14 protein-coding genes and 1 CRISPR repeat array are annotated in these 11,185 nt (G+C 64.3%); of the genes, 2 read left to right on the forward strand and 12 right to left on the reverse strand.

Translation table 11 applies throughout. The annotated features are described in order from the left end of the window. Positions 1-188 precede the first annotated feature (188 nt). From Amac_RS06900 to Amac_RS06925, 6 genes are all read right to left on the reverse strand, one after another. Positions 189-941, reverse strand: a complete 753-nt coding sequence (locus Amac_RS06900) for a helix-turn-helix domain-containing protein (RefSeq protein ID WP_155353466.1) — start codon at positions 939-941, stop codon at positions 189-191. A 100-nt stretch (positions 942-1,041) separates the two neighbouring features. Continuing rightward, complete coding sequence (locus Amac_RS06905; RefSeq protein ID WP_155353467.1) at positions 1,042-1,905, reverse strand: helix-turn-helix domain-containing protein; 864 nt, start codon at positions 1,903-1,905, stop codon at positions 1,042-1,044. An 18-nt stretch (positions 1,906-1,923) separates the two neighbouring features. Continuing rightward, positions 1,924-2,436 (reverse strand): DUF6879 family protein, encoded by a 513-nt coding sequence (locus Amac_RS06910; protein ID WP_155353468.1) that lies wholly within the window; start codon positions 2,434-2,436, stop codon positions 1,924-1,926. Continuing rightward, the gene (locus Amac_RS06915) at positions 2,402-2,653 is read right to left on the reverse strand and encodes a hypothetical protein (RefSeq protein WP_155353469.1); all 252 of its coding nucleotides are present in this window, start codon (positions 2,651-2,653) and stop codon (positions 2,402-2,404) included. Before Amac_RS06915 ends, Amac_RS06910 begins: the two co-directional genes overlap by 35 nt. Positions 2,654-2,829: 176 nt before the next feature. Then, positions 2,830-3,042 carry a DUF397 domain-containing protein gene (locus Amac_RS06920; protein ID WP_155353470.1) on the reverse strand — a complete coding sequence of 71 codons (213 nt, stop codon included), beginning with the start codon at positions 3,040-3,042 and terminating at the stop codon, positions 2,830-2,832. Further along, complete coding sequence (locus Amac_RS06925; RefSeq protein WP_155353471.1) at positions 3,033-3,857, reverse strand: helix-turn-helix domain-containing protein; 825 nt, start codon at positions 3,855-3,857, stop codon at positions 3,033-3,035. The genes Amac_RS06920 and Amac_RS06925 overlap by 10 nt, the downstream gene beginning before the upstream one ends. A gap of 234 nt (positions 3,858-4,091) precedes the next feature. Between Amac_RS06925 and Amac_RS06930 the strand changes: the two genes are divergently transcribed. Next, positions 4,092-4,343 carry a hypothetical protein gene (locus Amac_RS06930; RefSeq protein WP_155353472.1) on the forward strand — a complete coding sequence of 84 codons (252 nt, stop codon included), beginning with the start codon at positions 4,092-4,094 and terminating at the stop codon, positions 4,341-4,343. Positions 4,344-4,360: 17 nt separating this feature from the next. Further along, positions 4,361-4,758: direct repeats of the CRISPR family, unit length 31 nt; unit sequence GGTCCTCCCCACGCCCGTGGGGGTGAGCCGG. A 149-nt stretch (positions 4,759-4,907) separates the two neighbouring features. Here Amac_RS06930 and Amac_RS06935 read toward each other — a convergent pair. The 5 genes from Amac_RS06935 to Amac_RS06955 all read right to left on the reverse strand — a co-directional run bounded on the left by Amac_RS06935 (position 4,908) and on the right by Amac_RS06955 (position 9,865). Next, positions 4,908-5,552 (reverse strand): hypothetical protein, encoded by a 645-nt coding sequence (locus tag Amac_RS06935; protein WP_155353473.1) that lies wholly within the window; start codon positions 5,550-5,552, stop codon positions 4,908-4,910. Continuing rightward, positions 5,498-5,956, reverse strand: coding sequence for a DUF6461 domain-containing protein (locus tag Amac_RS06940; RefSeq protein WP_155353474.1), 459 nt, complete (start codon positions 5,954-5,956; stop codon positions 5,498-5,500). Before Amac_RS06940 ends, Amac_RS06935 begins: the two co-directional genes overlap by 55 nt. A 134-nt stretch (positions 5,957-6,090) precedes the next feature. Then, positions 6,091-6,276, reverse strand: coding sequence for a hypothetical protein (locus tag Amac_RS06945; RefSeq protein WP_155353475.1), 186 nt, complete (start codon positions 6,274-6,276; stop codon positions 6,091-6,093). 740 nt (positions 6,277-7,016) lie between these two features. After that, positions 7,017-7,403, reverse strand: a complete 387-nt coding sequence (locus tag Amac_RS06950) for a hypothetical protein (protein ID WP_155353476.1) — start codon at positions 7,401-7,403, stop codon at positions 7,017-7,019. A 62-nt stretch (positions 7,404-7,465) separates the two neighbouring features. Next, positions 7,466-9,865, reverse strand: coding sequence for a choice-of-anchor L domain-containing protein (locus Amac_RS06955; RefSeq protein ID WP_155353477.1), 2,400 nt, complete (start codon positions 9,863-9,865; stop codon positions 7,466-7,468). A 521-nt stretch (positions 9,866-10,386) separates the two neighbouring features. On the opposite strand from Amac_RS06955, the gene Amac_RS06960 reads away from it, so the two are divergent. Then, a complete protein-coding gene (locus tag Amac_RS06960; protein ID WP_155353478.1) occupies positions 10,387-10,548 on the forward strand; it encodes a hypothetical protein in 162 nt (53 codons plus the stop codon). Between the two features lie 397 nt (positions 10,549-10,945). On the opposite strand, the gene Amac_RS54710 is transcribed toward Amac_RS06960, so the two are convergent. Further along, positions 10,946-11,185: hypothetical protein (locus tag Amac_RS54710; protein WP_218040910.1), on the reverse strand; the 240-nt coding region annotated here is incomplete at its 5' end.

The raw sequence follows: 11,185 nt of genomic DNA on the forward strand, positions 1-11,185 counted from the left end.
CCATTTGTCCACCTACTTGCGTCCGGCTGATCTGGAAACTGCCAGGAACGTGCACGAAAGGAGAAGGTGCGGCGGGCACAGCGGAAAGATTCGCCGCACTTCCATGACCATGTGGCTGATGGGCCGGGAAGAAACGCTGAAGAAGGGAGGAGCACTCATCACAAACAGAGGTAGTCAACCGAAAGCCGTCACCGTGTGCGGCGGCCTTTGCCGCGTTGAGCGGATCGGTCGCGAATGAGCGCCATCTGCTCGTCCCGGACCTCGTCTTTCCTGCTATGAAGTTCTCTTAACCGTTTCTGCCGCGCGTAATACCGATCGATAGATGAAAGTTTCTTCTCTTCTGGGGGGTCCTCACCGACCCAGCAATCTCTGGGTGCGGCCTTGGGCCCGACGTCTTCCAGAATGTAGACCAAACCCAAGCTGTCGAGTTTGATGATGACCTCGTGAGCGGCATACTTCGAAATCCCGTACATGCGCCTCATCCTCGGAACACCGGGAATCCGCTGATGCACCCCGATCTCGCCACCACGGATTCTGCCGGCCCACTCATTTGCGATCTGCTCGATTCGCTCCTGAACCGGAACCGTCGGAGGCGGCTCATCGCCGGGCGGGCCGGCAACATACCCGCCACCGGGAATCAGGCGGACAAGCCGCCGATCGCGAAGATCCCCCTGGATGCGAAGCGCCGCCCACTTGGAGATATCGTGACGGACGATCAGTTGCTTAACGGTGGGAATCGGGCTGCCTTCGGAAAGCCGACCGCTGGTGATCTGTTCGGCCAGGTCAGCGGCAATCTCTCGACGCCGCTGCGCCACTGATACCCGGCGATCCACTCCGGAGCCATCAGACGCCGAAATGGTGCGCTGCGCAAGCCTGTCTTCGTCTACGTGGCCGGACTCGGCATCGTGCCCGAGGCCCGGGTAAGCGTCTTGCTCGCTCATTCTGAACGCTGCTGGGGCGAATGATTGTGTGTTCGGGGGCATGTCCCATACGGTAGAAGCGGGCGTCTTTAGGGTGCCAGAAGTTTGCGACTACTTGCGGCTACTGCTGTAGAGAATCAATCGCGGCCTCGATGATTCCACGTGCCTGTCGCCCGAAAACGGCTATCTCATGGAACCGGGCGAACGTCTGCATGTACATGGCAATCTCTCTGGGTTGCGTGATCGTCAGGAACCCCGAGACCAGTTCTACGTTCGCCTGAACATCATCGAAGATGTAGAAGTTCTCAACCGGCCACCGGCCCGCCCGTTCGATATGGGAAGGTATCACTGCCAGGGAGACGGAAGGAAGCGCCATCGCCTTCAGCAAAAAGCCGAGCTGGCCAATCATTACTTCAGGTCCGCCGCGACGGTACGTCAGCGCGGCGACCTCAAGGATGAATACGAATCGATGATCGCCCTCGTACAGGATATGTTGTCGAGCCATCCGTTCGGCAACGGCATCCGTTACGTCATCAACGGGTACTTCCCTGTTGTCGCGAATCGCAGACAGGGTAGATGTGGTGTAAGCGGCGGTCTGAAGCAGTCCGGGAATGACGTCCTGACAGTAGGAGCGGTAGATCCGCGTTCGTTCGTAAAGCTCACGGACGGCGACGTTCAGGTGCGTCAGGCCGGTCTTCTCGGCTCGTCGCCAGTCCAGCCAAGCCGAATCCACTGCCCTGAGTTCAGCGATCAACTCCGGTAACAGTTCGGGTGTGCCGCACGCATGGGCCCATGCCGTCAGGTCACTTTCGGTCGGCCGCTTCTTCCCATGCTCGATTCGCGAAGTCTTGGACTCATGCCACCCCGCGCGGGCGGCCAACGTCCGCGCGCTCAATTGCGCGTCCAGTCGCAGATCACGAAGTCTGGACGCGAGCGCAAGCCTGGCTGCCTGAGCGCTTGAACTGGCCGGGTGCGGGGTGGGCATGAGGTGTGGGTACTGCAATCAGCGGTGCGGTTGGATCAGGTACTCCGTGTGATCGACTGCGCGATCCCATGCGGTGGCGAAGGCAGATGCACAGAGACGTACGACGGCGGCGTCGCTGGTCTCATCGTTGGAGGTCCATCTACCGTCCCCTGCGAAATGACAGAACTGGACCAGTCGGTCATCAAAGATCCACGCATCGTTACCCGGCAGCGCCAGATCTGATGCCTGGTGTCTCGGAAGCCACCTGATCACCTCACCAGCCGAGAGATTCACCCCCGGAGTCACCGCGTGTTCGAATCTGATGTAGGTGCTTACCGGCTCGGAGACGATGCGTACGCGCCGCATGTCCACGCCGCGTGCGATAGCCGTGCGTGCCGTGGCAGTCCAGTCCGAGTAATCGCGCACTGCCCCGTCCAGGTCTCCGGCCTCCCACGCGAGGTAGCCCGGAGCGTCTGTCATGTACTGGTCTCGCATCTCCAGTTTGAAGGCTGTGCGTTCACACGCTGCGAGGAGCCTGCTGAAGTCCGCCATGGCACGCCTCCATGATGATCTCGATCATGCGGGCCGGCAGGCGCACGACCGATTCCGTGTCCAGGATCGGGCTGTCCGCCGCAACCCTGGACAGGATCTCCGGGTCGGTCACAGTCTCACCCTGGAAGAAGAAGTCTCCCGTGGCGTGGTCCCGAAAGACGGCGGGACAGTTGTTGCCGGGGTTGTTCGGATCCTTGCCGTAGAACGCTAGCGCCATGTCGTCCTTCCCTCGCCAGGTGGTGTATTCGGCTCCTTGCGCTCTGTGAGCTTGGACTCCAATGAAGAGGCGGTCAAGCTCCGAGATCGGAGCTATAACAACGCCGTCCTACCGTCTTTATAGGATGGCTTGCGACTGTGCTCCGGCTAGGTTCACAGCCACAGGCCATAGACCTGCTAGAAGTCGAACTCGCCGTTCTTCGCGCCAACGATCATGGCGCGGAAGACCGATCCGCTGACCACGTATGGCTCCAGGTCGGGCCGCTCTGTGTCACGGATGCCGACTCGGTCGCCGGAGAGGGGGGCGAACTCAAGGCAGTTGCCACCGTCACTCCCGGACGCCGAGGATTTGCGCCACGCCGCGGTCGCCAACTCCACACTCAGCTCCATTGCTTCTCCATCGTCTCTCTGATCAACTCGATCGATTCACGCTGAGGTAACGCGCCCGCCCGAATCGAGTCGTATCTGACACTCACGCCGGCGATGGTTGCCGGATCATCCCTGAGCTGGCCATGCCCTGCCGATTCGAGGTACACGGTATCGGGCACGTTGTCTGTCTGTGCAATCACGAAGCCGCCCAAAAGGCCGGGCGTGCTTTGGGATCTGTACGGCACGACCTGGATGGTGACGCAGGGAGACGCCGCCATGTTGATCAAGTGCTGGAGTTGACCATACATGGCCTCACGGTCGCCGATGGGCCGGTGAAGAATCCCCTCATCAAGGACGGCAAGGAACATCGGAGGAGGGTTTCTGAGGAAGATCTTCTGACGGTCCAGGCGAGCGGTCACGCTCTCCTCGACCTGCTCTTGGCTGACCCCCGGCTCGTTACTCAGCATCACCCGGGCGTACTGCTCGGTCTGAAGCAAGCCCGGCACGATGAGCGGCTCCCAGGTCCGTAACCTGTGGGCGCCCTGCTCAACATCCAGCCACGGGCGGAACCATTTCGGGGCGTTCTCCTTGCTGATCGCCGCCCACAAGCGCAGTAAGTCGCCCTGAAGGCCCAGGGCCTGTTCGCATCGTTCGACGAAATCCCGGGTCGGATTCTGCGCGGCACGTTCGATAAGACCGACCAGGCTCGCGCTGAAGCGAATCGCCTCGGCCAACTGCGCTTGGGTCCATCCCCGCTCGGACCGATGTTTCCGCAGTTCAGAGCCTAGCAATGCCGCCGGGCCAGCAGTGGGATCGAGAGGCTTCGGTCCTGGCATTGAACCCTCTTACGACGTAGGAGCCATATGAAAGGGAGAGTCCGACAGCTATGTGACGACTCCCCCGCCAATTTACGCCCTCAATAGGCAATCTGTTGAGACCTGAGCAACATTGACAACCTCAGGCGAACGATCACAGGAGCTATGTAGCTCATGCCTGAGATGGCTGTTATAGCGGGATGGTGACTTCCTCGGGCAGCCGTGGGGGCGTGCGCCTGATTCTGGACGGATGCGTTGTTCTTCCTCGACGCGATGACGATGGCCGCTCCTCGTCCCACGTCAAGATCGTTCGTCCTCGGCTTCGCCTGCGGGCACTCCATCTTGACCCGCTCCTCCGAGCTGCGGACCTGGCGCTTTTGTCAAGAAGAGAACAAAATGGTCAGTCGCCACGCAATCGACTTCGACGGCCTTCAATTGATCGTGTTCGCAGCCGCACAGAACAGCCGACCGAATCCAGAACTTCATAAACCTCATGTGAAATTGTGAACTAGCAGGTCAGTAAGTGTCCTCCCCACGCCCGTGGGGGTGAGCCAGGAAGTCATGGACGCGCAGCAGGCCGAAGAACCGTCCTCCCCACGCCCGTGGGGGTGAGCCGGCCGGAGTGTCGGAGATCCCCCCAGGAATCGGGTCCTCCCCACGCCCGTGGGGGTGAGCCGGTGCGCGGGTAGGTGTGCGCGTCGAGTGTGCGGTCCTCCCCACGCCCGTGGGGGTGAGCCGGAGCCGCGCGGCGATGCCGTGGACCTGGTGGGGTCCTCCCCACGCCCGTGGGGGTGAGCCGGCGTCCGCCCGGCCGAGGGGGCGACCGCTCTGGTCCTCCCCACGCCCGTGGGGGTGAGCCGCTCGCGGCGCTGTGGAAGAAGCCGGGCGTGAGGTCCTCCCCACGCCCGTGGGGGTGAGCCGCCGTTGAGGAGGATGATCGCTCTACCTGCTGTCGTCTGCGGGGCCGGACATCAGGCAATGCCGCCGGTGATGCCGATCAATTGGTGATGGCGGCCAGATCGGGGCTCCGGGTTGATCCGGTTAGACGTACCGTTGGGAGGCGGCGGCCGATCACGTGTCGAGCATTGTCTTGATTTGACGGCGGAGGGGGTGCCAAGCCTCGCCGAGGATCGTCGGCGCGGCAGCGAGCGCGTCAAGGGGATCGATGCCGTACACCCCCGGCGGTGTTAGAGCGGTCTCCAGCGCGCTGGCAGCCCAGAAGCGACAGGAGAGTGGGTGGTCGTCTGGGCGAAGCTCACCGTCGGCGTCGCGCCAGCCCTTAGCGAGTTCTGCCAGCAGCGGCACCAGATCGCTGCTGGCCTGCCCGCCGCGCTGCCCTGATGCCATCCGTTCGAGCGCTTTCCTGACGATGGGCTCGTCGTCCAAGCCGGTCGCTTTCATGAACTCGCTGATTGCCCAGTGCAGGACTGTCAGGTGAACCTGCGCGGGAGCCAGTCGAAGGCGGACGTCCAAATCCGGGTCGACGCGGCCAAGGGCGCTTGGCGGACGCGGATCCTCGGGGATGGTCTCATCCAGCAGGAGTCTGGGCGCGTTCGGGTCCGGCCCGTCCAGGCGGACCCCGGTGATGACCTCAACAACCGCCATCGCGGCCGGGCGCCACAACCCGGGATCGCCGGATCGCACGGCCTCGTCGAGGACGATCAGTTCGAGGTCGAGCGCTTGGGGGTTCTTGCCCCAGCGTTCATTGGGGAACATCGGAGTGCGGTGACGACGGTGCCGTACACCGCGTAGTGCAGCTTGGTGTTCGCGTTGACGTTCCAGAACAGGCTCACGACCCGCGCTCCGGCGCTGAGACGTCGCAGGATCTCGGGGCGGGTGCCCTGGTAGCCGTTGTCCTCGAAGACGACGAACGACGACCCGGCCTGGCTGATCCGGCAGGCCATCTCGTAGTCATATTCGTCGAGGTCCTCGTCGACGGGCTCGTACTCCAAGTCCTCGGCCCGCGCGCCGAGACGTTCGGCGATGGTGCCGACCGTCAGGGTGTCCGTCACCGACTGCACGACGGTCCAGCAGACGGCCTGGGCCAGATAAGGATTGCGCTGGAGCAATTCCTCGTAGCGGCGCCGCGTCTCGTTGATCACCCGGCTCAGTATGGCCATGCCCAACGACAATCCGGGAGCATGGTCGGACCCGCCACGGGTCCGGCCACACCAACCCACTCCTCTTAGAAGGTGCTGTTCTCGACCGACGGCCGCTCGCCGATGAGCGACCGCCGAGGCTGGGGGCACGAGCGTCAGATTTGGGCGCAGACGATGGTGATCGTGACCTTGATATCGTAGTGGCTGGTGTTGACCGGCAGGAGGAAGCCGTAGGAGTCGTCCAGCGAACCGCCCCCGATGTTCTGGGCCCGGCCCCACATGATGTCGTTGGGGTTGATCAGTTCGCCGCGGGTCGAATCAACTCGGTGGCTCCCGCTCACCAGGAACTTGCCAGCCGGGCAGGTCGTGGGACCGCCACCGCCGTTCCCCGGCGGGAAGGTCCGGACGTTGGTGATCCGCTCCAGTCCCGTGAAGCCCGCGGGCCCAACCTCGCCCTGCGGCCCGGCGGGTCCACGCTCTCCGGCAGGGCCCTGAGGTCCGGTCTGACCGCGCTCCCCCGCGGGTCCCTCTCCCCCGCGGGACCTGTCTCCCCTTGGGAACCGGCGGGACCGGGCTCACCGGTAGCCCCCGTCGGGCCGACGGGACCGACCGGACCGGTCTCGTTCCAGGACAACTCGCGGTAGCCGTCAGGGCAACGGCCGGTCGGGAAGGTCGTCGGTGTCGGCACGGGCCTGCTCGTCGCCAGTGCCGTCTCCCCCAGGCCACTCGGGATCCGCAGCACCCCGTCAAGCCCCACGCAGGCGACGATCTCGCCGTTCCGCGCCTCCGCCACCGCCACGGCCACCCCGGCCCCACCGGCCATCAATCCCGCCAAGGCCCCCGATGACCAGCCACGTTCCCCGCTCCACGATGCGCCGCATTGTGCCATCCCCTCTTGGTACGCATGAACATCGCGCACACCGTAGGGAACCCGGCCCTCGAAGGTCGTCCCTCTGCCGGACGGGAAGGGATCATCCTCAGGCCGGACGACCATGCCTCATGCCTGTTCAACGTGGGGCCCATTCGCGCCTGCCCTTCTCAACGGTGGGACGCCAGCCCCGATCGAGACCAGCGACTACGGTCAGCTGAGTGGGATGGCGGCAATCTCCGCGTTCCTGCCCCGGCTGAGTACTCTGATCGTCGCCGGGGCTCCATCCACGGTCAGCTGTTGTTCCTCCGCGACGGCCAAGTGGAGGCGGGCGGGAGTGACCCGCCCAGCCGCCGCGGGGTCGAGGACGAAGGTGTAGTCGTCCGGATGCTGACCCCGGTTGACCAGTCGGAGAACCCACTGGCCACGCCCGGAGGAGATGAGGTCCAGGCGGGCGTCGTAGGGAGCGGTGAAGGCGCCGAGCGACTTAGCCTCCGATGCGCTGACTCCCTCGTGGCCGGTCGCCGGGGAGGTGGCGGGCTGCGAGACGCATCCCGCGCACAGCACGAGGACCGCGAGTGGAGATCGCGTTCTGGGCATGGGCTGCTCCTTTCGTGAGGTTGGGGGCGCCGTCCGGCCGGGCCGTACGGCGCCCCCATCGATCAGGACACGAAGGTCAGGGTGGTGCTGCCCGTCTTACCCGCGGCCGACCAGACGCCGCTGAACTTCAGCTTCTTGGCCGACCAGGTTCCCTCCACCGAGACTGTCACGAGCGTGCCGTCCACGGCCGTCGCGACGATCGTTCCGGTGTAGAAGGGCCACTGATTCACCGTCTCGGACTTGATGAGATCGACTTTGAGGACCGGCTGACCCGCAGGAGCCGCGGTCTTGATGGTCGTCGGTGCGACCTCGGAGGGGACGAAGGACAGCGGTCCGGTCCGGTAGGCGCGGTTGAGCTTGAGCGTGCCGTCCAGTCGGAGGTTGGCGGTGACGGGCGCGAGCGCCTTCCCCACCATGTCGGACACTTCGGCCTTCACCGCGGGGTCGAGCCCGGCGTCCGGCAACCTCGTCAGCGCGTCCTCGGCGGCCGCCCGAGTGGCGGGATCGCTGAGATCGGGCACGGTGATGAGAGCGGTGTCGGAGGAGAGTCCGGCTCCCGCCTTACCGCTGGACAGGGTCGCCGTGACATGCAGCGCGCCGGGAGCGATCTTCGTCGTGTCGACGGGGACGGTCACCCGCTTGGTCGCGCCCGCGCCGACGGAGGCCGTGACGGTGCCCGCCACGTCCGGGTCGTCGGACGTCACCTTGACGGTGAAGGTGTCGGTGACCGCGCCGCTGTTGGTGACATCGATGTGGACGTCCCGGCCTCCCGTCGACGGCAGGAGCAGGCTCGGCCCGACGATCTTCACCAGGCCGTCCCCGTCCTTGGCGAAGGCGTTCAGCGCTTTCGCGGTGGCGGGATCCAGCGTGTCGTCGGCTTCGGTGGTCTGCGGCAGCGGCGAGGAGTCACCCAGGTCGCCGACGGAGCCGCCGTCGAAACGCAGATGGTCCCAGTCGACGAAGGGAGCCGTGCGGGAGTAGTCGAGCCTGCTGTCCGGCGGCAGTCCGGGCAGCTGGAACAGGTAGTTCATGATGCTGAGGTAGTCGGGCTTGTTGTTCACGTCGTCTCCGCCACCGTGGCGCAGCGCGAGGTTGTGCCCCAACTCGTGCATGAACGTTCCGCGTTCCTGCGTCCGGGTGAACCCACCGCCCCAGCTGGAGTGCCCGTCGGTGATCACGAGGTCGCTCGCGGGGATGCCCCGGGAGATGCCGGAGGAGCCGGAACCCACGTAGGTGTTGCCGTACAGGACGTAGTGGAAGGCGTCACGGCGGGTGAAGGTGAAATTCGCGGACTTGATGGTGTCGAAGGCACTCCAGTCGTACGCGCCGCCGGCGAAGCTGCCCAGGTTCTCGACGAACCCGACGGCGTTCGCCCGGCTGCGGTCGCCCCAGGTCGCCCCGGTCTGCGGGTTCATCACGCTGCCCGGACCGCTGTCGATGTGCACGCGGATCCCGTCGCCGCCCGCGGGGTTCGGCACCGGAGCCGCCGCGAAGGCCGCCCGCACGTCGTCCAGCGCGGCCTGCTGCGGGGCGAGGTTCTTCCCGCCCCAGCAGATGAACCAGACGCAGGTGGGCTGCTTGTCCATCCAGTCGACCTCGATGAAAAGATCCCGGTGCTGCGGATCGGCCCCCATGGCCGGGAGGTCGACCTCCGGGGTTCCGTCGTTGTCGTAGTCGATGCCTTCGGTCTCCCACACGTCGGAGAGGCCGTCGCCGTCGGTGTCGGTGAGTTCGGCGGTTCCGGGCGTGCAGGTGGGACCGTACAGCCAGCGGAGATTGTCCACGAGCACGGCGGAATCGTAGACCGGGTCACCGAGATCCTGAATGGAGAGGAACAAGTCGATCGTTCCGTCCCCGCGGCGTTCCAGCGGGCTCGTCGCCGTCAGGGCCGGCGTCGCGCCGTCCATATTGGTTCCCGGTACGGGCGCGAAACCGTAGACGGTGTTGATGGAGACGGCGTTGCCCTGCGAATCGTAGGCGAAGTTGTTCGGGGTGATCAGCTGACCGTCCTGGACTTCGAATTGCGACTCGTTGAGCTCGGCCGTGAACACGTCGTTGTAGGCCGAGCCGACGTACTCCGGGTATTCCTCGGAGAGGAATGAGAAGTCGAACCCGACGCAACTCGCCGTAGCCGGCGGCCTGAGGTGGAGCTTCACCTGCGTGAGGTCGTTCCCGTCGGCGCCCGGCAACGCCGCCTCGAGATCCGTCGAGATAAAGTTCTCCGCGGAGTTTCCTGGAACGTCCGCGGCCTTTCCGGTTGAGAGCACCAGGTAGTTCCCGCCCTGCACGGGCAGCCCCGCGATCGACGCGGAGCCGACCCCCACCGCGCTGGGATCCCCGAGAGCCTCGGCTGAGACGACCGTCGCCGGATCGATGTCCAGCGCCGCGATGATGTCCTGAGCTGTGTCAGCGACCGCGGGTGCTCCCGGCAGCATGAGCGATACCCCGAATATCATCGCCATGCCGAATGTTATTCTACTTCGCATTCATGCCTCTCTCGATGCGCTAATCACACCAAGGGCATACTTTTTGCCCCCAATTACGCCCCCTTGTCGCCCACAAAGCTAATCCAGCACCAATAACACGAGATAGCCCTACAGGAATACCATTTCAATAACGCATCGATTCGGACTCTGGTGACTCCATGCCCATAAGCCCACAAAAACCCAACCGGGTGGGACAATACGGCAATAACAACCAGCAGGTGCGCATGCCGATACATGCCTTACGCCCGGACCGAATAATCGTCCACAAACGCGGCCCCTGCATGTGATCGTTTTAGTAGATCGGACAAATATCGCTCATAGCGTGCACAGGCCGCCGTAATGCCGTGTCAAGTCCTAAATCAGAAGACAGGTGCGTACCAGGGCTTGACTCCATCCGCTACAAACCGCATCCCTACCTCAGTTCGCGCGACGGAGCCATGACTTGTGGGGCTTTATCAGAAATATGCCTCGCATACGCGATGCCAAGGAGGGCGAACGTGGGCGAACGGGGCGACTTGATGGCCGCCATGCAGGCGCGGCTGAAGAAAGTCGAGCCGGGGGAAGGGCCGTCGTCGATCCTCGAACCAGGCACGCTCGATGACGCCCGGCGGCTGAGCGAACTCGCCGGCGACGACGATGCGGCGGCCCGCCAGAGCTGAAGGAGTTCTCAGATCGTGAGACCGAGAGCGATCAGCGGGTTGTGAAAGTCGTCGCAGACCCAGCGGGTTCCGTCGGCGATGTTGGTGAAGTTGAGCAGGGCGTAGCGCGCCGATCGCGTAGCTGCGCATGATCGCGAGGAGGCCCGTTCTTCGCGGGTTGAGGGCCCGCGGGTTGGTGTCCAACTGCTGATCGGGCCTGGCGGATGACTCTTCGGATAGTGGTAGGTAGATCTTTTGACGGGACCTTTGACCTGCTGTTTTATCGCGGATCAAGGCCGGGTTTTGAGTTCCTAACGGAAGTCAAGCCGATCAAGCTTTGAAGGATCAGGGTAGGCGGGGTCGACGCCGGGACTGGGTGTCACGGCGTTGCGCGTCGGTTGGGGGTGGTGAGGGCCGGTCAGGCCGTCGTGTGGCGGGTAGCCTTGCTGCTGGACGGGCCGGCTGCCGGAGCGTCGTGTGGCGACTCCTGACCGCGTCGGCTCGTCCCCTGTTTCGTGCCCTGTTTCGTGCCCTGTTTCGTGTCCTGTTTGGTGCCCTGTTTCAGCCGTGTGCTGGCGCGTTTGGGCCGGTTCTTGGCGCGGTCGGCGTCGCTGACCGCGTATCGCTCGGCGCAGATCGCCTTGGCCTCCTCCACGGT

Origin of the sequence: Acrocarpospora macrocephala, from assembly GCF_009687865.1 — a bacterium.
GTDB classification, from domain to species: Bacteria; Actinomycetota; Actinomycetes; order Streptosporangiales; family Streptosporangiaceae; genus Acrocarpospora; species Acrocarpospora macrocephala.

Coding starts and splice junctions, on each gene's coding strand:
- Amac_RS06900 (WP_155353466.1), bottom strand. CDS start 941: ATGAGCGAGCAAGACGCTTACCCGGGCCTCGGGCACGATGCCGAGTCC.
- Amac_RS06905 (WP_155353467.1), bottom strand. CDS start 1,905: ATGCCCACCCCGCACCCGGCCAGTTCAAGCGCTCAGGCAGCCAGGCTT.
- Amac_RS06910 (WP_155353468.1), bottom strand. CDS start 2,436: ATGGCGGACTTCAGCAGGCTCCTCGCAGCGTGTGAACGCACAGCCTTC.
- Amac_RS06915 (WP_155353469.1), bottom strand. CDS start 2,653: ATGGCGCTAGCGTTCTACGGCAAGGATCCGAACAACCCCGGCAACAAC.
- Amac_RS06920 (WP_155353470.1), bottom strand. CDS start 3,042: ATGGAGCTGAGTGTGGAGTTGGCGACCGCGGCGTGGCGCAAATCCTCG.
- Amac_RS06925 (WP_155353471.1), bottom strand. CDS start 3,857: ATGCCAGGACCGAAGCCTCTCGATCCCACTGCTGGCCCGGCGGCATTG.
- Amac_RS06935 (WP_155353473.1), bottom strand. CDS start 5,552: ATGTTCCCCAATGAACGCTGGGGCAAGAACCCCCAAGCGCTCGACCTC.
- Amac_RS06940 (WP_155353474.1), bottom strand. CDS start 5,956: ATGGCCATACTGAGCCGGGTGATCAACGAGACGCGGCGCCGCTACGAG.
- Amac_RS06950 (WP_155353476.1), bottom strand. CDS start 7,403: ATGCCCAGAACGCGATCTCCACTCGCGGTCCTCGTGCTGTGCGCGGGA.
- Amac_RS06955 (WP_155353477.1), bottom strand. CDS start 9,865: ATGGCGATGATATTCGGGGTATCGCTCATGCTGCCGGGAGCACCCGCG.